The sequence below is a fragment of the Streptococcus vestibularis genome (assembly GCF_900636445.1).
GTDB classification, from domain to species: Bacteria; Bacillota; Bacilli; order Lactobacillales; family Streptococcaceae; genus Streptococcus; species Streptococcus vestibularis.
On sequence record NZ_LR134275.1, the window covers coordinates 1,420,328 to 1,442,520 of the forward strand.

Genomic DNA, 22,193 nt, shown 5'->3' on the forward strand with positions numbered 1-22,193 from the left:
TTAATTCCAAAAGAACTTTCCCAATCAAATGAGAAAGTTCCATCGTCCTTTTATTTTACGTGTTTCTCAAGATCTTTTTGAGCTTTTTCGTTAGATGCTTTCTTTTCTTTAAGCCATTTTTCACGACTTTGTTCATATTCTTTCTTAGTAACTACTTTTTCTTGTGGTTTCACATATTTGAAGTAGTCTGATGAGTTTTTATCTCCCACCTGCATGCTAGCACCGGTAAACGGTGCCAAGCGTGAGATAACTGGTGCAGCACCATTACCAACAGTCAATGGAATCACAAGCGAGCTGTCCTCCAACCATGCTTGAGCTTGAGCATAACGGTCGTAACGAACATTGAGGTCACTTGTTTCTGAAGCTGCAGAATCAAGCAAGGCATCATAGTCTTTGAGTCCTACTTGGGCTGCTGCCGCATTATTTGGATCATCATAACCCATGAAAGTCTTAGTGTTTTCACTTGATGTTGTTTTGAAGATATCAAGATAAGTTGATGGGTCTTGATAGTCTGGACTCCAAATAACACCATTTGAAATATCCCAATCTTCTGCTGCTGCGTTGGCTGCATTAAGTGTTGCATTTTGCATATCATCAGATGACAATTGGTTAATATCGATCACCACATTGTCATTTCCCAATGATTTTTCAATGGTTTGTTTCAAAGATTGGGCTTGGGTAACATTAAGTTTAGAGCTTTGGTCAACTGGAAGGTCCAAATGAATTGGAAATTGAACACCATCTGCTTGGAGAGCATCCTTAGCTTTGGCAAACTCAGTCTTAGCTTTTTCTGCATTGTAGAGGCCATCTTGACTATCAGCAAAATTCACGCCTGACCATTCATCCCCATATGAAGACATTTTCTCTGTAACAAGATCTCCGAAGGTCTTATTACCTGCACTAACGAAGTCAGAAGGAACAAAGAGATTTCGAATAGCTTTAGCTGATCCATCCTTACCATTGACTTGTGATTGATATACCGTACGGTCAATAGCAAAGTTAATTGATTGACGGAAGTCTTTATTCAAAAGAGCTTTTTTCGTTGAAGACTTTTCAGCGTCAGTCTTTTTAGCAGTGTATTTGTAACTTTGACGGTCAATATTAACACCAATAGCTGATGTAGACGCACCTGCTGCTGTGTAATAAATATTGTCTTTATATTTCTTCTCTACAGAAGCATAGTTTGAACTCGTTGGGAAGACACGAGCAATATTATAAGCACCATCAGTGAAACCACGTTCTTGAGCCTCTTGATCCGAACCATCATCATACGTCAATTTGATAGCATCAAAGTGAACATTTTTCTTGTCCCAATAATTTTCATTCTTAGTCAACTCAATTGAAGATTTAGCTGTCAAAGATTTGAGAAGGAAAGGTCCATTATAAAGGATAGAGGTTGGGTCTGTTGATTTACCAAAATCTTTTCCTTTATTCTTGAGGAAGTCTCCATTTACTGGGAAAAGCAAACTATAGGTTGTCTTAGAGTTCCAGTATGGTTCTGGTTTCTTAAGCGTGTACTGCAAAGTATAGTCATCAATTGCCTTGACACCCACATTAGAGAAATCTTTATTGGCACCAGAGAGATAGTCAGACAATCCAGCAATAGAATCTTGTACCAAATAGAGAGCCCCAGCTTTGGCATCTGCAGCATGCTTAAGACCAGTTACAAAGTCCTTGGCAGTCACATCAGCATACTCTTCACCATCTGAAGTATACCATTTAACACCCTTACGGATCTTATAGGTATAGGTAAGACCATCTTGAGAGACAGACCAGTCTTCAGCTACTGAAGGAACAAGGTTCCCATATTTATCAGCTTCCATAAGACCATCTACAGCGTTAGTTACAGCAGTTGTCGTAGGTCCAGTATTTGATGTAATATAATCCAAGGTTTCTGGATCCGAACTGTAAATATAACCATAAGTAGTTCCGCTAGTGTTTGATTTAGATGAACAAGCCGCTAACGCACCAACACTTAGAAGTGCTACCCCCACGAGAGCCAACCATTTGCTTTTTTTCATAAAATTTCTCCAAAAAAATTTTTTACAACTTTATTATAGCATAAATAATCAAGCATCACAGCTTTTATCAGAATATTTTGTACAATTCGATAACATATGTAAACACGAGAACAACTGCGATTCCTTATAAATAAAGGTTCTATCTAGTTTACATTGATTTATTTTTAATCACAAAAATTGCATAAAAAAGCCCAGACACTTAGCCAGACTTTCTTTTATTATTGCTTTTAATTATTAAGAGCTTGAGCAGCTGTGATAATAGCTAAGTTGTAAATATCTTCAGCACTCGCACCACGAGAAAGATCGTTTACTGGTTTATTAAGACCTTGTAAGATTGGTCCGATAGCCTCAAACATTCCCAAACGTTGAGCAATCTTATAGCCGATATTTCCGGCCTGCAAACCAGGGAATACAAAGACATTAGCATGTCCTGCTACGTCACTATCTGGAGCCTTAATAGCTGCTGTTGCTGGAACAAATGCTGCATCGAACTGCAACTCACCATCAATAGCCAAGTCAGGACGCATTTCTTTAGCAATATTTGTTGCTTGAACAACCCTGTCAACTTTTGGTGATTTAGCAGAACCTTTTGTTGAGAAGCTAAGCATGGCCACTTTAGGATCAATACCAAAAACTTTAGCTGTTTCTGCAGTATTAATTGCAATTTCTGCTAATTCTTGAGAATTTGGTTCAATATTGATAGCACAGTCGGCAAACATCAAACGATGATTGGTATCCTCACGGTTCATAAGGAAGACACCTGATGTACGAGAAATACCAGGTTTTGTTTTGATAATTTGAAGAGCAGGACGTACCGTATCCGCTGTTGAGTGAATAGCACCTGAAACCATCCCATCAGCAAGACCAAGTTTAACTAGCATAACACCGAAATAGTTGACATCACGAAGCAATTTCTCTGCATCTTCGACTGTTGCTTTTCCCTTACGAATTTCAAGAAATTTTTCCTTCATTTTCTCAAAACCTTCATAGGTTTCAGGATTAATAATCGTATAGTTAAAGTCTGCAAAGCCAAGATCGTTCAAGATTTTGTGAACCTCAACTGGGTCACCCAAAATAATAGGATCCACCAATCCTTCAAATTTCAAACGGGCAGCAGCACGAACCACACGGTCATCGTTACCCTCAGGGAAGACAATCTTAACTCCTTTCCCTGAAATACCTTCACGAAGTTCACCAAATAGACTACGCATAAAAAATCCTCAATCAATCTTTTTTAGTTTGTAAGTTCATGATAACGGTTTCAAAATCATCTGTCAAGGAAGATGCATGGACCATCTCTTTTTTGGTGAAAGGATCTATAAATGCAAGGCGATGACAATGCAAGGCTTGACGCTTAATACCGTAGTCTAGGGACCCGCCATAAAGGTCGTCTCCCAAAAGAGGCAAACCTAAGTGGGCAAAGTGCACACGAATCTGGTGCGTACGTCCGGTATGAAGATTGATATCAACCAGTTTAACCCTACCATAATCACCTACCAAACGATAACTAGTGTGAGCATATTTTCCCGATTTATGGACTCGACGTGTGATAATGGAATCCACATCACGCGCAATTGGTGCAATGATTTCACCCTGCTGCTCAAGTTTGGTATCACCTTCAACCAAGGCATAATAATGTTTCTTAATAGACTTCTGTTGTAACTGTTTATCCATACGAGCATGGGCGTAACCATGCTTGGCAAACAGCATGAGACCAGATGTGTCCTTATCCAAACGTGTCACGATATGGACACGCTGGTTAGGATAATTATTGCTGACAAAGTGATATTTGACAAAGTTAGCCATGGTATTATCATGGTTAACACTTGGAATACTAGCATAGCCATAGGGTTTATTAATCACCAAGAAGTTATCATCCTCATAGACGATATCCAGGTCAAAAGGAATTGGCTTCAAGGTTTCATGCGGCACCTCATCAGGGATTTCTATGGCAACCACGTCTCCCTCATGGACAGGATAAGTCGCAAACTGCTCCTCACCATTGACCCAGATATGACCACCCTCAAACTTAATTTTGGCTAGAAGTCCTTTTGAAATATCGTGCTCCTTCAAAAAGGTTTTAACTCGACATGAACGTCCTACAGTAAATTCATATCTCATTCTTCCATGTCTCCAATAAAGGATTCACGGACCCGTTCCCAAAAACTTGTGTGACTAGCACTAGCAACAAAAGAAATCTTACGTTGGTCAATCGAAAATTCTACCTTTTTCACATTACGGTTGGTATAGGTCTTATTATCAACCGACAGAGTGTAGCTCCCCATTCGAGTAGGATAGATAGTAATCTTCTCATGTTTTGGCACGATAAGTGGACTACCTAAGGTACGGTAAACACGATTATTAAGACTAGCAATTTCTGTCAGCTGCAAGGCTTCAATAGTGGGATGAAGTACCGCACCACCCAAAGATTTATTGTAGGCGGTTGACCCCGTAGGCGTCGATACAGATAACCCATCTCCACGGAAGCTCTCAAACAGTACATCATTAAGACAAACATCTGCCGCCATAGTCTTCTCGTTACGCTTAATTGCTGCTTCATTGAGGGCAATAGACGTGAAAGAACGCCCATCAGCCAAGGTTAATGTGACATTTAAAAGAGGGTAGGAAATCTTATCTCCATTATCCTTACGCAGGGTTTCAATTAATTGATCCACTTCACTATCCAAGTAATCTGTATAAAAACCTAAATGCCCCGTGTGAATCCCTACAAAACGGACACGAGAGAGCTCTTTTTCATACATGTGGAAAGACGATAGCAACATGCCATCGCCACCAATAGAGATAATCACATCAGGATTTTTCTTAGTCAAATAAAAATCAGGATCATCTCGAAAGGTATTAAAAAGTTTTGAGGCAACACGCCTGCTTTGGGGTTTGCCATTAGCAATAATAGCTACCTTCATCTTATCAGAAAAGGTCTTCATCTGTGTCATCACTATTTCCTACACTATCTTTCAAAGTTCTGTTGATTGGATCAAAGAGCAACTGAGCATCTCGAATATCATCACGTATCTTACGCATCTCTTCATCAAGTTGATAGGCTATGCGTGCCGTAGTTTCCAAGCGAAGTTTAATCTCCTCTGGAAAATTTCCCTGATACTTATAATTAAGGGAATGTTCAATGGTGGCCCAAAAGTTCATGGCCAAAGTCCTAATTTGAATCTCGGCAAGGATTTCCTTGCGACCATCAATGGTATCAACAGGATAAGACACGATAACATGGTAAGAGCGGTAACCCGAGTGTTTACGGTTCCTAATATAATCACGCTCTGAGACTATGGTCATATCACTACGGCGACGCAGAAGCCCCAAAACCTCGTCCACATCATCAACAAATTGAACCATTATTCGGAGTCCTGCAATATCTTGCATATCCTTTGCTAAATTTTCAACAGACAGTCCACGTAGGGCAATCTTCTCTTCAATGGAAGCCACTGACTTCACACGTCCCGTCACAAACTCAATGGGCGAGTGACGATTTTGCTTACGAAATTGTTTACGAATACCTCGAAGCTTAATTTTGAGCTCACCTACGGCCTGAATGTAGGGGTCTAGAAATTCTTCCCAATCCATGGTCAAGATAGGACTCCTCCTTGTCAAAAGCTTTAGTTTTTTATAAAATAAATACAATCTGTTACATTATACCACATTTAAAAGAACAAGGGAGGACACACATGAACCATTTAGAGATAGAGTACAAGACTCTGCTCACCAAAGACGAGTATAATCGTTTAGCAGTGCTTTTCTCCCATGTAACACCTGTTACGCAAACCAACTACTACATCGATACACCCCAAAGTGACATGAGGAATAAAAAGTTGTCTTTGCGTATCAGAACCCTTCCCACTCATGGTGAGCTGACTTTGAAAATTCCTGAAAAGGTCGGAAATATGGAATACAACGTCACCATGGACTGTGCAGATGCTAAGGCTATGACCAAGTCTCTTAACTTCCCTGATTGCCAAATCAAGTCCATTCTTCTGGAACGTGGTGTTAAGTTAGAAGACCTAACCATCCTCGGACATTTAACCACAACCCGACGTGAATACCAGACCAATATTGGTCTCATGGCACTTGATGTCAATGTCTATGCTGATAAGAAAGACTATGAGCTAGAGTTGGAAGTTTCAGATGCCAAGAAAGGTAAAGACGACTTTGATGCCTTTCTTAAGGAAAATAATATTGACTTTAAGTATGCCAAGAGTAAGGTTGCACGCTTTGTAGCTACCCTAAAGCGAGATAAAGACTAGTTGGTGAAATGTGAGTTTATAGAAATTCCGCTAGTCATTTTTGATACGTTCTGAGGCGAACTTTTCACCATGAAAAACGTCTATAAAAACTATTTACTTCATTTTAAGACAAGGATTAACCCTTGTCTTTTTTATATATGCAAAGACAATTTGGTACTTGTGGCAACTTCCACAATCGCTCTCATCTATCTAAAAACGCATACAAAAACGATTCAGCGATTTATGGTCCGTCAATTTTCATCAATATCGCTTTCTGAAGGCTGAAATTTCTACTTTTTTTTGCTAAAATAGAATCATCTGTAGTTTTATTACAATAGCCCTAATTGGGCTTCGCATCTTATTTTTTTAAAGGAGTCACCATCGTCATGGTACATCAAAAAGCAAACCCACAATTGAAGTTGTTCTCGCTCAGCTCAAACCCAGAAATTGCTGAAAAAATTGCTAAGGCTACCGGATTGCCACTTGGCAAAGTATCTTCACGTCAATTTTCTGACGGTGAAATCATGATCAATATTGAAGAGTCTGTTCGTGGGGACGATATTTATATCATCCAATCTACAAGCAACCCTGTTAACGACCACCTTTGGGAATTGCTCATCATGATTGATGCCTGCAAACGTGCCAGTGCTAACTCTGTCAACGTAGTGATGCCTTACTTTGGTTATGCACGTCAAGACCGTATCGCTGCTTCACGTGAACCAATCACTGCTAAATTGATTGCCAATATGCTGGTTAAAGCTGGTGTCAATCGTGTCTTGACACTTGACCTTCACGCTGTCCAAGTTCAAGGTTTCTTCGACATCCCAGTAGATAACCTCTTCACAATGCCTTTGTTTGCTGAATACTACAACGAAAAAGGATTCACAGGAAGTGATGTTGTCGTTGTTAGCCCTAAAAACTCAGGTGTTAAACGTGCTCGTAGCTTGGCGGAATACCTTGATGCACCAATCGCTATCATTGACTACGCCCAAGATGATTCAGAACGTGAAGAAGGCTACATCATTGGTGAGGTTGAAGGAAAAACAGCAATCTTGGTTGATGATATCCTCAATACTGGTAAAACATTTGCTGAAGCTACTAAAATCCTTGAACGTGGTGGCGTTAAAGACATCTATGCAGTTGCTAGTCACGGTCTCTTTGCAGGAGGTGCTGCCGAAGTCCTCAACGCTACTCCAATTAAAGAAATCTTGGTAACAGATTCAGTTGCGACTAAAGAAAAAGTGCCTACAAACGTTAAATACCTTTCAGCAAGTGAGCTGATCGCTAACGCTATTACTCGTATCTTTGAACGTCAACCACTTAGCCCACTCTTTGCATATACTGCCAACGAGGACTAATTTATGGTTTATTTGGACAATGCAGCAACGACTTCTTTGAATACTGCTGCTATCTCAGCGATGACACATGTCATGACTGAAACTTTTGGAAATCCATCCAGCCTACATGCTTATGGCCGCAAGGCTTCTAAGGAACTCCGTGAGGCTCGTGAAGAAATGGCCAAGCAATTTCAAGTTCCTGCTCGAAAACTCATTTTCACCTCTGGTGGGACTGAAGGAAACAATACAGCTATCAAAGGTTATGCCCTAGCCAACCAAGCTAATGGTAAGCACCTGATTACAACTGCTATTGAACACCACTCTGTCCTTCACACCATGGCCTACTTGGAAGAGCGTTTTGGTTTTGAAGTAACCTATATTCAACCAGAAAATCAAGTCATTACTGCTCAACAAATTGCTGATGTCCTACGTGACGATACTATTCTGGTTTCTGTCATGTATGCCAATAACGAGACCGGCCAATTGCTTCCTATCAAGGAAATTGGTGACCTACTCGCCAATCACCAGGCTGCTTTCCACGTGGATGCTGTTCAGGTTGCAGGAAAACTTCCAATTCACCCAGAAGAACTTGGCGCCGATTTTCTCTCAATCAGTGCCCATAAATTCCATGGACCTAAAGGTGTCGGCCTGCTCTATCATAACGATTTGCATTTTGACAACCTACTCCATGGTGGTGAACAAGAGGAAAAACGTCGTGCCAGCACTGAAAATCTGGTCGGTATTGCAGGTATGACCGCAGCTTACAAGCATGCTAGTGACCACTACCAAGACAATTACCAGCATGTTGAAAAGATTCGTCAGGTCTTTCTAGATACCCTTACCGTTCCTTATGAAATTAATGATGGGGGATCTAGCCTACCTCACGTCATCAACATCAGTTTTCCTGGTAAGGAAAATGGCCCTCTCTTAACCTTGTTAGACCTAGCTGGCTTTGCTGTTTCAACGGGTTCTGCTTGTACTGCTGGAACTGTTGACCCTAGCCACGTCATCCAGGCCCTCTATGGTAAGGATTCTGACAAGTTAAAAACAGCCATCCGAATTAGTTTATCAGAGGAAAATACCGCTGAAGAACTCCAAGCCCTAGCAGAAAAACTTAATCAAATCATAGGAGACTAACATGGCATTTGAAAAAAGCATTCATTTGACTAACTGTAAATACCGTTACACCATCAGCCCTAATGTCAAAAAATTCACCCTTCGTGATACAACTTTTGTACAAAATAAAATCGGTAACTACGAGTTACACCGTCTACTCGAAAAAGTGCCTAACTCAGGTGAAGGTTTCCCACTAAAGATCACTATTAACAAAGATTTGACAGGTTTCAAATTGTCAATCACAGACAAATCTGGCCTTCGTAACGTTAATATCTTTAAAAATGAAGATCATCACATCTTGCAAGAAAAATTCTACTTCTTGATGCAGAGTTTGGTTGACCGTCAAGTTTTTGAGCAAGAAGAAGTCTAAATTTTTTCTTACTACATAGAAATAGCCTATCCATGTGATAGGTTTTTTATATCGCCTCATCTACACTATTTTGTTGCAATTTTCACAAACTTTTCTTAAAATATAAGAGAATCATACTAATTGAAGAAAGGAAATGCGATCAATGACATTTGAGAAAAACATTCCAAACGCTACTGCTAAACGTCTCTCTCTCTATTATCGAATTTTCAAACGATTCCATCGTGAAAATATCGACAAAGCAAGTTCCAAACAAATTGCTGAAGCAATTGGAATTGATCCTGCTACAGTGCGTCGTGACTTCTCCTATTTTGGTGAGTTAGGTCGTCGTGGTTTTGGTTATGACGTTAGTAAGCTGATGACATTTTTCGCAGAACTCCTTAATGATAATGCGACAACTAAAGTAGTCCTTGTAGGAGTAGGAAATATCGGACGTGCTCTTCTTCACTACCGTTTTCAAGAACGTAACCGCATGCAGCTGGTTATGGCTTTTGATACAGACGATAACGAACTGGTAGGAAGTCAGACTGAAGACAATATTCCGATCTATGGTATCTCTCAAATCAAGGACAAGATTTCCCAGGAAGATATTAAAACAGCGATCCTGACAGTGCCATCAGTCAAGGCACAGGAGGTGGCTGAGCTTTTGGTTGATGCTGGAATCGAAGGCATCCTCTGCTTCTCCCCAGTCAACCTCAATCTTCCACGCCACGTGGTTCTCCAATACGTAGACCTGACTAGTGAGCTACAAACCCTACTCTATTTCATGAAAGAAGAAGAAAAAGCAAGGAGAAACAATGACTAAACCAATTATAGGTATCACAGCCAATGTAAGACCTAATCCAGCCCATGAAGATATCAACTGGTCTTATGCCCCATCTGGTTTTGTAGAAGGAGTTCAAAAAGCTGGTGGTCTAGCAATCCTTCTACCAGTATCTGATCCTTCGGAGGCTAAAAACTATATCTCCATGATTGACAAGCTTATCCTCATCGGCGGTCAAAACGTTGACCCTAAATTCTACAACGAAGAAAATCATGCCAGTGAAAATGACTTCTTCCTTGAGCGAGACCTCTTTGAGATGGCACTGATTGAAGAAGCTACCAAACAAAAGAAACCAATCTTTTCAATCTGTCGTGGTACCCAACTCATGAATGTTGCCCTTGGTGGCAGTCTCCATCAAGATATTGAAAGGCACTGGCAGGATAAGCCTTCCGATTACCTTTACCACGAAATGATTATCGACGAAAACAGTAAGTTAGCGGAGATTTACGGCCTAGAAACCTCTATCAACTCTTTCCACCATCAGAGTATTAAGCACTTGGCCTCTGACCTCCGTGTTATTGCGCGTGACCCTGAGGATAATACTGTCGAAGCTGTTGAATCAAACACTCCAGACCTTCGTTACCTTGGTGTTCAGTGGCATCCAGAACTTCTCCTACACAAACGTGAAGAAGACCTCAAACTCTTTGAATACGTTGTAAACGAACTTTAAAAGCAACTGAGACTACACTCAGTTGCTTTTCTTGTGTCTTTAACTTATAGACTCTACTTAAAGCTCAAAATCCTCCCTCTCCTCACGAAAGGAATAATATGTTGATTTTCCAACAATAATATGATCAAGCAGACAAATTCCCAAATCATCGCAAGACCGCTTAATTTTTTGCGTAAAATCAATATCATTTCGGCTCGGATAGGCCTCACCCGAAGGATGATTGTGAACCACTATCAAGGACGTCGCCATCAGATGACAAGCATAATGTAAAATCTCACGTGGCTCGGCAATCGAACGGCGAACACCACCAATAAAGACTGTCTTCTGCTGAATAATACGATTCTGCGTATCCAAATAGATAGCCACCAGATGCTCCTGAGGCTTGTCGCCAATATCCAACATCATACGACGCGCCACCTGCTGACTGGACATAATCTGCTCGGAACGAGCCAACTCAGCCTTCTCAATCCGCTTAGCCAACTCCACCATAGCCTTCAGCTCAATAGACTTCACACGCCCAATACCAGGAATTTCCTGTAGCTCATTCAGGGACAAACGAGACAAATCCGCCAAACTCGTCATCCCTGTTAAAATACGATTGGCCATAGATAAGACCGACTCAGACTTGGTCCCTGTTCGCAGCACTATCGCCAACAACTCCTGGTCCGATAAAACCTCTGCTCCCTTCTGTAAGAGTCGCTCACGAGGCAAAAGCCCCGCCTCCTCAGATACAATACTATACATAAGAAAAAACCTCCTACTTACCTATTCGTAAGTGGGAGGGGGAAGTTACACAGCTGAGGATTTATTCTATGGCCAAACTCTGAATCAACAAAAGAAAAAAAGATTTTCTGATTTATTGACTTGCTTCTATCTGTATTGGGAGAGCTTCAATTATAGCTCAAACAAAGATAAACTATGTCTGTAACTGAGTATATATACCGATACTTATAGTTAGGATATTTAGATACACTAATATATATTGTAAAGTACTTTCAAAATTTGAGTTTTCACTCATAATAGTTTCAGCAATACCGAATAATTTTCTAAACCAAGAGCCACAATAAAGCGGCATGAACATAAGAATAAAATAATAATAACGGCCTTGAACGCCACCAACAATAATATCTCCTTTATGGTATACTCTAGGATCTCCAGATATGGCAATCACTATCAGAGAAGCAATTGCTATAAGCAAAATAAGGCTAAAATATTTAAAGAATTTTGGAAGTTCAATCTTATTTCTCATTACAACAATAAATAAGAGTAAAAAGAATATTATTGTTGAAATAGCAATTAAAAATGCTGATGGTTCTTTGACGTATTTTAATGGCTCAGAAACAAAGTCATTAATAATACCATACGGTGCTTGGAATAAAGTTCTAATTAAAGGCAAAGGATGGGTTATAAAATAGGAAATTCCTGGTCCATTTCCTGAAAGGGCACCTTTAGAAGGAAACAACTTAATTATTCCAACATAAATAAATGAGACTAATAAATTCAAAAAGAACAAAATTAAACTTAAAATTCTCACCGATTTCTTTTCGTAGTATTTATTAGGTAAAACGGAGAATAGGCTGCCAATTAGTATGAACGGAAATTTTGAAAATGAAAAAAGCAAGGTTGAACATTGAAAAGCAATTGCATACCTTCTATCAATTTTATGGTTTCCACTAAGAACATTTGTTAGTAAAGCAAGTCCAAACATGCTCGCACCAAAATATAGATAGTCATAATGATAACCCGCTATGATATACAATACTGCCGGAAAAGTAGAAAACAAATAGATGACTTCTTTATAAGCCTTACTTATTTTCAAAGCAAAAAATACTATTAAAGCAAATGCTATCACCTCAAATATTCTTCCTAAAAAGTAAGAGATGTACACTTTATTTGAAATAATCCTACCAATATTCCATCCTATTGAACTAGGAATAAATGCAGGATTGTCGAATCCAGTCTTAACCCCACTAATTTTACTTTTTTTATGTTCAACATTTAACCAATAATTCTTATCTTTTTTAGCAGGATTCCTAAGAGAATCATATGCAAATACCGAATCATAATCTGCTAGTTTTTCTTTAGAATATTTGAAAATTGGACTATCCGAAACACTGATTACATTTGGTAAATGTGACTCCTCGTCTAAACCGTACTGAACTGGTTTTACAACAGAAATAATTGTTCCAAATATAATAATCAAAAAGAAGGCATTTATCGGTAATTTTTGTTTATCAGTTGGATTGAATATAATAAAATACATTATTACACCCAGAATTAAAAGATAAACATTGGTATTGATAGTGAGGTCAAATAAACTAGCTAAGAACACCTTCGAAAATAAAATCAGAAATACCGAAATAATAATATTAACTATTTTTGTCTTATTTATAATTTTCACAATACATACACTACTTTCTAATCAATAGCCTTTTGAGAATATATTTCACAGCTCTTGCTGGACCGATCACGATATACTTCAAGGCACCTTTAATCCCACCGATTTGATTAAAGTCCACGAAGGTATGCGGTTGGAGATCTTCACGATTGTTCAACTGCTTATTATCGATAAATGGGGTTAAAACATGCGGGTTTTGAGAGATTCTAAAATCATACTTTTGATCCCAGGCAATGTAGATCAACAAACGTTCAATCGCATGCAATATCGAATTTTGAGGAAGAGGTTCAGCTGGAACATCTGCTGCTGTCAGGTTCAAATCAAACAAAGGTTTTAGAGCATCATATTTAAACCAAACAAAAGTCCCATAACTCATGACAAAGGTATTGAGACTCTTGAAATCAATTGTCTTGGTCGCTCCCATCCGTTGCCAGAGCTTGTTCATCTCTGGTGAAATGAGGGCCTCATTCCAGGCAACTACTATTCGATTATAACGGAAGAAGGTTGGAATATCTGCGATAGTGATTCCGACTTTTGGATTGGCCTCCATATTGGCAAGGATTAGATCTGCTGGTTTGACCAGCATCTCGATCAATTCTTTTCGCCAGGATTCACCTGCCCAGAAATCTGCTTCTTTGGATTTCTTGGTATGGAAATGACCTACATAATCATAGCGCGAGAGTTGCTCTTTTAGGAGCAACATTGGCAACACATCTCGTCCAATGTTTCCAGTCACCACAACCGTGGCATCTTGTACTCGATTAGAAAGAATTTTCTCAATAGCCTGCTTCTTTTCTTCTACATCTGTCGTAATCCATAAGTCATAGATGAAATGAAAAGCTTGGAAAGCATCTAGAAATTCTTCCAAAAGATCCACATAAAAGACATGGAGATGAACCGCAACTTTTCTATCGAAATTCTCTACCAATTCTTGGCCTTTCAAGTACTTATGCGATAACAAATACGGATAGTCCGGACGATCAATCATAGACATGTGGTTGAGAATCAAATCTAATGGATAGTCCGATATACGTTCCAATTCGTCAAAAATGTAAGGCATAATTCCTTCATTGTTTGCAATAGTTTTGACTTTGATGAAAGGAACCTTATGATTTAGAATCGCTGTAGGATTGTAGTAAGAAAAGTCTGGATAGAGCATTCCTGTTGTGTCTTCATGGATAGTATCAAAAACAGTTTTATAGCGAAAACCAGCATTCAAGAAGTTCGTTGTGACCTTGGTCTCGTAGTGATCAATCACATTTTGAACATTGGTGAAGTCTTGAACACCCTGCCAAAATTCATGAAAGGCGCTCGATGTTAGCACCTGTTTTTTAAAACTGAGATAATAACTCTGAATATGCTCGTTAAAATCCTTGTCTTTCCGATAATTGGTCATCCCCCAGAAATCCACTTCGTCATCATTTTCAAACTGCTGATAAATTGGTTTTAGATCCCAAAGAGGTCCAAAACAGGTATCATTCATGAGGGTGACAGAATCAAAGTTAGCTAGTTGATCAAAGCCGACCACCTTCATCCCATCTCGCCAAGCAGCAAAGTCAAATCCGATATTTTGACGCTCCAGAATATCATCTACTAGATTTTGAAAAGACAAACTATCCTTCACATCTTCTGAAAGTTGACTATTGGAGATAAAGACCACCCGAGAATACAAGGGACGGATTTTTTCCAATTGATAGAGAACATGTCCACTAATAAAGCTAAATTTATTGAAGTGAACATATAAAAGTAAACGTTGCATACTATTTCCTCATTCTTAAGAATTTCAAGATTTTTGTGGGGATGGTCCAACGGCGTGAATGAATGACTGTACTATATGCTTCTTTTGTAGCTTGTAACTCTGCCTCAAGATTTTTCAAACTATTTTGACAATCTAACATTTCGGCAGCAAAAACCTTTCCAATATAATCCGGTGCAGAAGGATTATCTATAGAAATCATTTTATAGCTCAGTTGATACACACCCTCTTCTTCAACTTCATAAATCAACTGAGGATCCGGTTCGCTAAACAAATACAAATGATCAACAACAACACCATTACTATAAACAGCTGAGCAAACTTTGCCTGACGAATCTTTCAATTCAACATCAGAGTAATAACTAGGACATTCCGAAAGATCAACTCGAACAGTGGAGGTTCCCTTCGGAATTTCGATTGTCAGACTATCTTCTTTTTGAAGAAGTTTAGTCAGGACACGATCTTCCGAATAGGTATTTTTTTCATCTCCAAAATAAATTGTAACAGACTCCATTCCGATGTGTGAAAGAGAATCCATTGGTTTGGAAAGACGGATCTCATAAGTATTATTACGATCTAAAAGGATCTTCGTCATCTCTTTATAATCGGCATTTGGATATTTATCAAGATACTCAAGTTGTGTTTTCAACAAATTATGAAAACGTCGTTCTAATTTTTTTAAATCAGTAGGACGAGAATCCGATCCTTGATTAATGGTATAAGCAACTGTCGCTTCATCCAGATATGCTAAAGAAGTCCGTTGAAAGAGCTCCAATTGGAGGTTGAAAGTATCATCTGATGTTGTTAAGTCTAACTCTTGATTGACTTCTAACATCAGTTCTCTATCTACTAGCCATGTAGAAGCCATGGTAAACCCTCTTGTTGCAAGCATCTTTTCGTAGGTATCTGCTAATGGAATCGTATGATTCGCAAAGCCAGCCTTAGAAACGAGAGTCCCTTGTTCATCATAAATATCAAAATCTGTATTGGACCATTTACAATCAGGCTTACTTTCTAATAAGTCAACCTGTTTCTGAAGTTTTAAAGGATCTAACCAAAAATCATCTCCGTCACAGCGAGCAATATACTGTCCCTGCGCTTCCTTACAGATAGTGACCCAGGTTTTAGCAATCCCCTGATTCTCTTCGTGATAAAAGGTACGAATCAAATTAGGATAGTTAGCTTGATAGTCCTGAATGATGTGACGAGAACCATCGCTTGAGGCATCATCCACCAAGATAATCTCAAAAGCAAACTCTGTTTGTTGTACTAAGAAGCTATCAATCGTCTTCTTTAGCCAGGGTTCTTTATTAAAAACTGTACAAATAATCGAAACAAAAGGCGTCGTTTCCATATCTTCCTCAGTCTAGTCAGTTATTGACCATGTTCCATTACGTTGGATTAAGCCACTTGCTGAATCCATTGCTGATTTATCATCTAAATCTATATCATCTCGATTGATAAAGATTAGTGGAGTTTGGGTAGCATCTGAAAAAGCCAACATTTGCCCTTCAGCATCCCGTACTGTCACTTCTAATTTCATTTTCAAGTCATTCACAGTTGAAAGTGAACAAGAGTAGTACACCGTTTTATGTCCAGCCCCACTCATAAGTCGATCCATAGAATTATCATTATAAATCCAAATGTTCCGATCGATATCCGTTAAAGACAGAGCAATATAGGTTTGAATATCTTCACGAACATCAAAATCAATCTGGAACTGAATGGGATCTTGTGGACGTAACTTGTTCGAACTTAATAACTGAAGCTGAAAGTTTTCAACCAAGACTTTTTCCTCCTGGTTTGACTTAGCAATCCCACTAGTCTCTCCTCCCTGTTGTAAAGGAGCTGTATTATCAAAACTATACTGATTGGCAACATTTTCCGGACTTCCTAAAGCCTTCACCAAACCATTTTCAATCAAAACAGCCTTGTTACAATATTTCTTGACGGCTCCCATATCATGGGTAACCAGGATGGTGGTTTTCCCTGATTTCTTTCGTTCTTGGAAGTAATCGTTACACTTGCGCTGGAAAGCCTCATCCCCTACCGCAAGAACCTCATCCAAAATCAAGATATCACCTTGTGCCTTAATCGCAACCGAAAAGGCTAGGCGAACCTGCATACCTGATGAGTAGTTCTTAAGTTTTTGGTTCATGAATTCATGCAACTCAGCAAAGTCTACGATGTCATCATACATGGCATCAATTTCAGCTGTTGAGAAGCCCAGCATAGCTCCATTCATGTAGACATTTTCACGACCTGTCAGTTCTGGGTTAAAGCCCACTCCAAGCTCGATAAAAGACACCAGTTTCCCATCGATGGTAACAGAACCTTTCTCAGGAACATAGATTTCAGAAATAATTTTCAAGAGGGTCGATTTCCCAGAACCATTTCTTCCTAGGATCCCAAAAAAATCTCCTTTTTCTACTTCGAAAGAAATATCATTCAGAACGTGTTGTTCTTTGTAACCTTTAATTCCTTTGAAGCGATTAACCAAGGTAGTTCGGAGACTGTTAGTAGCCTCTGTTGGCAACTTAAAGTACTTGCTAACATGGTCTACTTTTACTGCAATTTGTTTATCTGTCATTAGAGAATCTCCGCAAATTTCTTAGCATGTTTGTTAAAGTAAGCAAAGCCAGCAACAAAAATAATAATTGGCAAGACATAAGGAATCAGAACCAAATACTTATTCTGCACCAAAAGCCATACTGGGGTGTTAGCTTTATCAATCAAGAAATAACGCATATCTTGAATAATCTGAGCCAATGGATTCATCATGACCAACTTAGCCGCCCATGGATTGCGGTCTGCAATAAAGGTAATCGGGTAGATAATTGGCGTCGCATACAAGCCGGCTTGCAAAAGTACTTCCCAGACTTGACCTAGGTCACGGAAACGAACAAAAAAAGTCGCTAAAATCAAAGCGCATCCTGTCGCTATCAAGAATAACTCAAAGAATAACGGAATAACCATCAAAGCTGTCCAAGAGAATGTCACCCCATTAAAGAATGAGAAAATCAAGACCACTACAAGGTTAATGACAAAGTTAATCGCTGCTCCTGAAATCGCAGATAAGACAATGATATGTTTGGAGAAGTTCAACTTGCGCAACAGGTCGCCTCGACTAACAATCGAAACCATCCCCATAGATGTTGCTTCTGAGAAGAAGCCCCAGACTACATTGGCCAACAAGAGGGCAACTGGGAAATGGGGCACATCTCCACCCAAGCGTAAGAATCGGATGAAGACAATATACATGATTGTGAAAGTCATCAAGGGTTTTAAAATCGACCAAAGATAACCAATCGCTGATCCTTGGTAGCGTAATTTAAAGTCTGTTTTAATTAATTCTCGTAATAAAATTCGATTTTTCTGACTAAAAACGTCAAACATTATTTTTTACCTCGATATGCAAACTTTGTCAGAATCAAGCTGGTAAACACAAAGGTGTGGAAGGCTCGGTTCTTACGATAACCATACTGACGAATCCGTCTCATACGTTCTTTTAAAGGGACGTCCATAATAGTTACAAAGTTTTCAATAATTCCTTTATTTTGGGGACTGACAGGCAGATCCAATAGATTTTTCGCTTGTTCTTGACTAGATTCGATGAGATTCCAATACTCAGCAAACAAAATATGGGGACGAACCCAATTTTTGACCCGTTTTCTAAGGGTACGAGCACCCAGAACATTGCTACTGTGCTGACGGTACAATTCTGTTGGTTGATCGACATAGATGAGCTTTCCAAAGGCAGCTGCTAGTAAGGCTAAATACCAATCATGCATGAGGAGCCCATGCTTTTCTTGACCCGTCCATAAGTCAGCCAGAGCATGATTAATCATGGCTACTCCACCAGTTACCGTATTTTCTGTCAGCTCTTGAATCAATTCTGTATTGGCATGATCAGACTGGGTGCGAATCATACTTTCATGCTTAACATTTAAGTTTTCATCAACCACTTTTAAATCTGTGTAGACCAATAAAGGCTCCTTTTGCGGATGTTTCTCTGCTTCTTCCACTTGTAGGGCAATTTTTTCAGGAAGCCAGACATCATCTTGGTCACTAAAGCAATAAAGATCAGCCTTTTCATATTTTAACAGTGTGTGAAAACTCTTGATAACTCCGAGATTTTCGATGGCTCCTTGATTGATAAAGCGAATGCGCTCATCCTGAGCAACCAGCTCTTGAATAATCTCTACTGTACCATCTGTCGAACCATCATCCCGGATCAAGAGTTGCCAATCCTGATAAGTCTGGTCTTGAATACTTTTGACCTGCTCTTTTAGATACTGCTCACCATTGTAGGTGGACAACAAGATATTTACTTTCATAATAAGAATAATTCCTCGTACTCACCTACAATTTTTCCCCAGGTAAAGTTTTGCTTCATATTGGCTTTGGCTAGTTGGCCCCATTCAGATGCATCTTCTAAAGAATCGACTTGATTAATCAAATGTGCCAAATTTCCAGTTTCTTTGGTCCAATATTGAGCCGTGTCCTTTGCGACTGTTTGATTAAAAGAGACTCCTAGGACCAAATTGAGATCCGTCTGAGCAAGAGCCTCTAGGAGGCCTGGATTGGTCCCACCCACTTCATGACCATGGATATAGGCAAAGGCTTCTTTACGGACATACTTCAAAAGGTCTTGATCATAGACTGTTCCTACAAACTTGACGCGTGGGTCCTGATCAAATCCAGTCCGAGAGCGAAGTTCTTCAAAATAGGGATTGCCTTCATGGTTACAAATAATCACCAAATCTCGCTTGGTAGAAGAACCCATAAATTCACGAATAGCGGTCTCGTAATTATTTTCTGGAACAAAACGTCCCAAAATCAGGTAATATTTTTTTTCCTGTGTCTGCCACTTTTGATAAAGTTCTCTAACCTTGCTATCCTGACTAGCCAAACTTGTTGGAGATAAGTCAGTCCCATAGGCAATATAGGTCGTTTTAGACCAAGGATAGACTTCCTGGATATAGGACTCAATTCCAGGATTATCAGAAATTACCAAGTCAGCATGATGCGTCATGACCTTTTCAGAATACTTGAGATAGGCTTGAATTGGCTTTGCCCACTTGGCCCGTTTCCACTCCAGTCCATCAGGATTAATATAGAATTGACCACCAATTTTATGAATTTTTCTCGCAAAAGGCGCCACAAAGGCCCCGATGGTATTGCCCAAAATATAAAAAATAGGTTTTTCAATTCCTTGTTTCTTAATGACCTTCAAGGCATAATTGATGGCTATCATATCATAGGCAATGACCCGCGCAGGCCCAAGTTTGGGCGCTTTAATCGTAAAACAATCTACACCCTTGTATTCAAAATGATAGTAAGCTTGATCATTAGAAAGGCAAGCAACATGGTACTTGATATTCGGTGATACTCGATTGGAGACCAATTGGTCCACGAAGGTCTCGAAACCACCATATTGAGCCGGAAGTCCACGACTTCCGATAATAAAAACGTGTTGCATATTATTCCCTTTCTAACAAACTACAATCCGTTCAATTATACCATTTTCTGGGCTTTTTGCCTAATACAAAAAGAAAAGCGACTGTTCAAGTCGCTATTGCTATGAATATAAAAACAAATCAATTATTCGTCTTCTGACTCTTTACATATTGTTTCATAAGGATATTTGCTATCCATTTTGGCCAAAAGAGTTGGTACATATACAAATCTTCTTTACTACGAGTATTATCAGCAATTGTCTTAGAAGTCTCAGATTCCTCATGAATTCGGTGACACATTAGCTTATCTGACACATAAACAAAACGTCCCTTGTATTCACTAATCTTATACCAAGCATACCAGTCAAGACTAACCTTCATTCCCTCATCAAAATAGAAATTCTTCAATTTTTCAAGGTTATAGGTGACAGCTGGACAACAAATTGGATTACCAAAAGCCATTACGCGGTTACGCCAAAAATGACTACCAGGAAAAAGATTCATTGTTTTCAGCATCAAAGTTTTAATCTTGAGATTTGTATTTGCAGGAATCTTAAGACCGTTTTTTTCTTCAAAATAATCAGAATATCCAATTAGGACATCACTATACTTATCCATCTTGGCCAATACTTTTTCTGCATATCTTGGCTCATAATAGTCATCCTGATGGGCGATAGTAGCATATTTTGTTCCTACAAAAGAAATGGCATTATTCCAATCCTTACCAATCCCCCCACCTTGTTTCGTATAAAATGGGATATCATAACGCTGGCAAAGTTCCTTAATCGAATCAAGTGGCGTTGAACTATAACAGATAATTTGAGAATAAAGAGTTTGATTTTTCAAAGATTGAATACAGGCTTCAAGATAATCACTTTCTCCATAAGCGCAAATTACCCAAGTATGATTATCATTCATTCTTTTCCTCTTTCTCTTCTACATGACTTTTTAGAATAGATAATTCCTGAACTAAATGTTTAATCTGCTCTTTTTGTTTCGATAAAGTCATGGTTTGTAGGAAAGCGATGACCAATAAGAAAAAGATAGCAAGCGACAGCAAAAAATTCGAAGTCAGTTCAAATCCAAGTAATCCTGCAAAATATACCGGAATAACATCAAAAAGGGAAATAACAATCATAACCAGACTGATGACGATCCACATGAAGGCCTGTTCAAATAAAATATTATTCTTATTAATATTTCTAATGACTAGATAAAGGAAAAAGATGGAAGCTACCAACATCACAATAGATAAAACTGACATTATTCACTCTCCCTCATAAAGGCTGCAATAACAATCGACGAACACACTTCAAGCATATATCGAATAGATTTGATGGGCGTAATGGAAGAAACGCCACCAGTACGTTCAAACATATTCGCTGGTTGCTCAACAACTCGATATTTACGTTTCAAAATATGAACAATAGTCTCTGGTTCTGGATATTTGATTGGATAACGCTTAGCGAACTGTTTAATAACATCTTTATCAGCCAAACGGTACCCCGAAGTTGTATCTAAAACTCTTTGTCCAGTTGTCCATTTGATAAGGTTGGAAATAACACTAATTCCGAAGCGCCTCATAAAAGTTGTTTGAAATTCCGACTTAACATCACCAACAAAACGAGAACCAATAACTAAATCTGCTTCATTTTTTCGAATTGGCTCTAGCAAATCTGACAAGGATTCAATGTCATGCTGGCCATCTCCATCAAATTGAACTGCTACATCATAGTCATGATCTAGTGCATATTTGTATCCTGTTTGAACCGCACCACCAATCCCAAGATTCATCACGAGATTAACCGCATTAAAACGATTATCTTCCAGAATTTGTTTTGTCTTATCTGTTGATCCATCATTGATAACCACATAATCCAAATCAAAATCAACTTTCTTGCGGTAATTCAAGATACTTGTTACCGTGTCGAAAATACTTTCCTCCTCATTGTAGGCAGGAATTATCATTAAAACTCTCATTTATTATTTTCTTTCT

At 38.9% G+C, this 22,193-nt stretch carries 22 protein-coding genes; 6 read left to right on the top strand and 16 right to left on the bottom strand.

Annotated elements, in window-relative coordinates:
- Window positions 1–50 precede the first annotated feature (50 nt).
- The 5 genes from EL076_RS07080 to EL076_RS07100 all read right to left on the bottom strand — a co-directional run bounded on the left by EL076_RS07080 (window position 51) and on the right by EL076_RS07100 (window position 5,621).
- Window positions 51–2,021 carry a peptide ABC transporter substrate-binding protein gene (locus tag EL076_RS07080; protein ID WP_003093456.1) on the bottom strand — a complete coding sequence of 657 codons (1,971 nt, stop codon included), beginning with the start codon at window positions 2,019–2,021 and terminating at the stop codon, window positions 51–53.
- 227 nt (window positions 2,022–2,248) lie between these two features.
- Window positions 2,249–3,232, bottom strand: a complete 984-nt coding sequence (pta, locus tag EL076_RS07085) for a phosphate acetyltransferase (RefSeq protein ID WP_003094325.1) — start codon at window positions 3,230–3,232, stop codon at window positions 2,249–2,251.
- A gap of 13 nt (window positions 3,233–3,245) precedes the next feature.
- Window positions 3,246–4,142, bottom strand: a complete 897-nt coding sequence (locus tag EL076_RS07090) for an RluA family pseudouridine synthase (protein ID WP_003094194.1) — start codon at window positions 4,140–4,142, stop codon at window positions 3,246–3,248.
- Complete coding sequence (locus EL076_RS07095; RefSeq protein WP_003094740.1) at window positions 4,139–4,975, bottom strand: NAD kinase; 837 nt, start codon at window positions 4,973–4,975, stop codon at window positions 4,139–4,141. The genes EL076_RS07090 and EL076_RS07095 overlap by 4 nt, the downstream gene beginning before the upstream one ends.
- A complete protein-coding gene (locus tag EL076_RS07100) occupies window positions 4,950–5,621 on the bottom strand; it encodes a GTP pyrophosphokinase (RefSeq protein WP_003094485.1) in 672 nt (223 codons plus the stop codon). Before EL076_RS07100 ends, EL076_RS07095 begins: the two co-directional genes overlap by 26 nt.
- Window positions 5,622–5,716: 95 nt before the next feature.
- On the opposite strand from EL076_RS07100, the gene EL076_RS07105 reads away from it, so the two are divergent.
- The 6 genes from EL076_RS07105 to EL076_RS07130 all read left to right on the top strand — a co-directional run bounded on the left by EL076_RS07105 (window position 5,717) and on the right by EL076_RS07130 (window position 10,584).
- Window positions 5,717–6,292 carry a CYTH domain-containing protein gene (locus tag EL076_RS07105; protein ID WP_003094309.1) on the top strand — a complete coding sequence of 192 codons (576 nt, stop codon included), beginning with the start codon at window positions 5,717–5,719 and terminating at the stop codon, window positions 6,290–6,292.
- Between the two features lie 365 nt (window positions 6,293–6,657).
- On the top strand, window positions 6,658–7,629 hold the full coding sequence (locus tag EL076_RS07110; RefSeq protein ID WP_003094061.1) for a ribose-phosphate diphosphokinase: 972 nt from the start codon (window positions 6,658–6,660) through the stop codon (window positions 7,627–7,629).
- 3 nt (window positions 7,630–7,632) lie between these two features.
- Complete coding sequence (locus EL076_RS07115; RefSeq protein ID WP_126429857.1) at window positions 7,633–8,745, top strand: cysteine desulfurase family protein; 1,113 nt, start codon at window positions 7,633–7,635, stop codon at window positions 8,743–8,745.
- 1 nt (window position 8,746) lies between these two features.
- Window positions 8,747–9,094 (top strand): DUF1831 domain-containing protein, encoded by a 348-nt coding sequence (locus EL076_RS07120; RefSeq protein ID WP_003093257.1) that lies wholly within the window; start codon window positions 8,747–8,749, stop codon window positions 9,092–9,094.
- Between the two features lie 142 nt (window positions 9,095–9,236).
- A complete protein-coding gene (locus EL076_RS07125; protein ID WP_126429859.1) occupies window positions 9,237–9,896 on the top strand; it encodes a redox-sensing transcriptional repressor Rex in 660 nt (219 codons plus the stop codon).
- On the top strand, window positions 9,889–10,584 hold the full coding sequence (locus tag EL076_RS07130; protein WP_064518997.1) for a gamma-glutamyl-gamma-aminobutyrate hydrolase family protein: 696 nt from the start codon (window positions 9,889–9,891) through the stop codon (window positions 10,582–10,584). Before EL076_RS07125 ends, EL076_RS07130 begins: the two co-directional genes overlap by 8 nt.
- A 57-nt stretch (window positions 10,585–10,641) precedes the next feature.
- Here EL076_RS07130 and radC read toward each other — a convergent pair whose 3' ends face one another.
- The 11 genes from radC to EL076_RS07185 all read right to left on the bottom strand — a co-directional run bounded on the left by radC (window position 10,642) and on the right by EL076_RS07185 (window position 22,177).
- Window positions 10,642–11,328: a RadC family protein gene (radC, locus tag EL076_RS07135; RefSeq protein WP_003096578.1), complete on the bottom strand. Its 687-nt coding sequence runs from the start codon at window positions 11,326–11,328 to the stop codon at window positions 10,642–10,644.
- 172 nt (window positions 11,329–11,500) lie between these two features.
- The gene (locus EL076_RS07140; protein WP_232009626.1) at window positions 11,501–12,847 is read right to left on the bottom strand and encodes a DUF2142 domain-containing protein; all 1,347 of its coding nucleotides are present in this window, start codon (window positions 12,845–12,847) and stop codon (window positions 11,501–11,503) included.
- 148 nt (window positions 12,848–12,995) lie between these two features.
- Entirely contained in the window at window positions 12,996–14,741 is a 1,746-nt protein-coding gene (locus tag EL076_RS07145) for a rhamnan synthesis F family protein (protein ID WP_126429863.1), read from the bottom strand.
- Between the two features lies 1 nt (window position 14,742).
- Window positions 14,743–16,092, bottom strand: a complete 1,350-nt coding sequence (locus EL076_RS07150; RefSeq protein WP_126429865.1) for a glycosyltransferase — start codon at window positions 16,090–16,092, stop codon at window positions 14,743–14,745.
- A gap of 12 nt (window positions 16,093–16,104) precedes the next feature.
- The gene (locus EL076_RS07155) at window positions 16,105–17,328 is read right to left on the bottom strand and encodes an ABC transporter ATP-binding protein (protein ID WP_003096568.1); all 1,224 of its coding nucleotides are present in this window, start codon (window positions 17,326–17,328) and stop codon (window positions 16,105–16,107) included.
- Window positions 17,328–18,134, bottom strand: coding sequence for an ABC transporter permease (locus tag EL076_RS07160; protein ID WP_126429867.1), 807 nt, complete (start codon window positions 18,132–18,134; stop codon window positions 17,328–17,330). Before EL076_RS07160 ends, EL076_RS07155 begins: the two co-directional genes overlap by 1 nt.
- The gene (locus EL076_RS07165; RefSeq protein ID WP_126429869.1) at window positions 18,134–19,075 is read right to left on the bottom strand and encodes a glycosyltransferase family 2 protein; all 942 of its coding nucleotides are present in this window, start codon (window positions 19,073–19,075) and stop codon (window positions 18,134–18,136) included. The genes EL076_RS07160 and EL076_RS07165 overlap by 1 nt, the downstream gene beginning before the upstream one ends.
- Entirely contained in the window at window positions 19,072–20,220 is a 1,149-nt protein-coding gene (cps2T, locus tag EL076_RS07170) for a beta 1-4 rhamnosyltransferase Cps2T (RefSeq protein WP_126429871.1), read from the bottom strand. The genes EL076_RS07165 and cps2T overlap by 4 nt, the downstream gene beginning before the upstream one ends.
- Window positions 20,221–20,338: 118 nt before the next feature.
- The gene (locus EL076_RS07175; protein WP_126429873.1) at window positions 20,339–21,115 is read right to left on the bottom strand and encodes a glycosyltransferase family 2 protein; all 777 of its coding nucleotides are present in this window, start codon (window positions 21,113–21,115) and stop codon (window positions 20,339–20,341) included.
- Complete coding sequence (locus EL076_RS07180; protein WP_003096561.1) at window positions 21,108–21,461, bottom strand: DUF2304 domain-containing protein; 354 nt, start codon at window positions 21,459–21,461, stop codon at window positions 21,108–21,110. The genes EL076_RS07175 and EL076_RS07180 overlap by 8 nt, the downstream gene beginning before the upstream one ends.
- Window positions 21,461–22,177, bottom strand: coding sequence for a glycosyltransferase family 2 protein (locus EL076_RS07185; RefSeq protein WP_164555395.1), 717 nt, complete (start codon window positions 22,175–22,177; stop codon window positions 21,461–21,463). Before EL076_RS07185 ends, EL076_RS07180 begins: the two co-directional genes overlap by 1 nt.
- Between the last annotated feature and the right edge of the window lie 16 nt (window positions 22,178–22,193).

Coding starts and splice junctions, on each gene's coding strand:
- EL076_RS07080 (WP_003093456.1), bottom strand. CDS start 2,021: ATGAAAAAAAGCAAATGGTTGGCTCTCGTGGGGGTAGCACTTCTAAGT.
- pta (WP_003094325.1), bottom strand. CDS start 3,232: ATGCGTAGTCTATTTGGTGAACTTCGTGAAGGTATTTCAGGGAAAGGA.
- EL076_RS07090 (WP_003094194.1), bottom strand. CDS start 4,142: ATGAGATATGAATTTACTGTAGGACGTTCATGTCGAGTTAAAACCTTT.
- EL076_RS07095 (WP_003094740.1), bottom strand. CDS start 4,975: ATGACACAGATGAAGACCTTTTCTGATAAGATGAAGGTAGCTATTATT.
- EL076_RS07105 (WP_003094309.1), top strand. CDS start 5,717: ATGAACCATTTAGAGATAGAGTACAAGACTCTGCTCACCAAAGACGAG.
- EL076_RS07110 (WP_003094061.1), top strand. CDS start 6,658: ATGGTACATCAAAAAGCAAACCCACAATTGAAGTTGTTCTCGCTCAGC.
- EL076_RS07115 (WP_126429857.1), top strand. CDS start 7,633: ATGGTTTATTTGGACAATGCAGCAACGACTTCTTTGAATACTGCTGCT.
- EL076_RS07120 (WP_003093257.1), top strand. CDS start 8,747: ATGGCATTTGAAAAAAGCATTCATTTGACTAACTGTAAATACCGTTAC.
- EL076_RS07125 (WP_126429859.1), top strand. CDS start 9,237: ATGACATTTGAGAAAAACATTCCAAACGCTACTGCTAAACGTCTCTCT.
- EL076_RS07130 (WP_064518997.1), top strand. CDS start 9,889: ATGACTAAACCAATTATAGGTATCACAGCCAATGTAAGACCTAATCCA.
- radC (WP_003096578.1), bottom strand. CDS start 11,328: ATGTATAGTATTGTATCTGAGGAGGCGGGGCTTTTGCCTCGTGAGCGA.
- EL076_RS07140 (WP_232009626.1), bottom strand. CDS start 12,847: ATGTATTTTATTATATTCAATCCAACTGATAAACAAAAATTACCGATA.
- EL076_RS07145 (WP_126429863.1), bottom strand. CDS start 14,741: ATGCAACGTTTACTTTTATATGTTCACTTCAATAAATTTAGCTTTATT.
- EL076_RS07150 (WP_126429865.1), bottom strand. CDS start 16,092: ATGGAAACGACGCCTTTTGTTTCGATTATTTGTACAGTTTTTAATAAA.
- EL076_RS07155 (WP_003096568.1), bottom strand. CDS start 17,328: ATGACAGATAAACAAATTGCAGTAAAAGTAGACCATGTTAGCAAGTAC.
- EL076_RS07160 (WP_126429867.1), bottom strand. CDS start 18,134: ATGTTTGACGTTTTTAGTCAGAAAAATCGAATTTTATTACGAGAATTA.
- EL076_RS07165 (WP_126429869.1), bottom strand. CDS start 19,075: ATGAAAGTAAATATCTTGTTGTCCACCTACAATGGTGAGCAGTATCTA.
- cps2T (WP_126429871.1), bottom strand. CDS start 20,220: ATGCAACACGTTTTTATTATCGGAAGTCGTGGACTTCCGGCTCAATAT.
- EL076_RS07175 (WP_126429873.1), bottom strand. CDS start 21,115: ATGAATGATAATCATACTTGGGTAATTTGCGCTTATGGAGAAAGTGAT.
- EL076_RS07180 (WP_003096561.1), bottom strand. CDS start 21,461: ATGTCAGTTTTATCTATTGTGATGTTGGTAGCTTCCATCTTTTTCCTT.
- EL076_RS07185 (WP_164555395.1), bottom strand. CDS start 22,177: ATGAGAGTTTTAATGATAATTCCTGCCTACAATGAGGAGGAAAGTATT.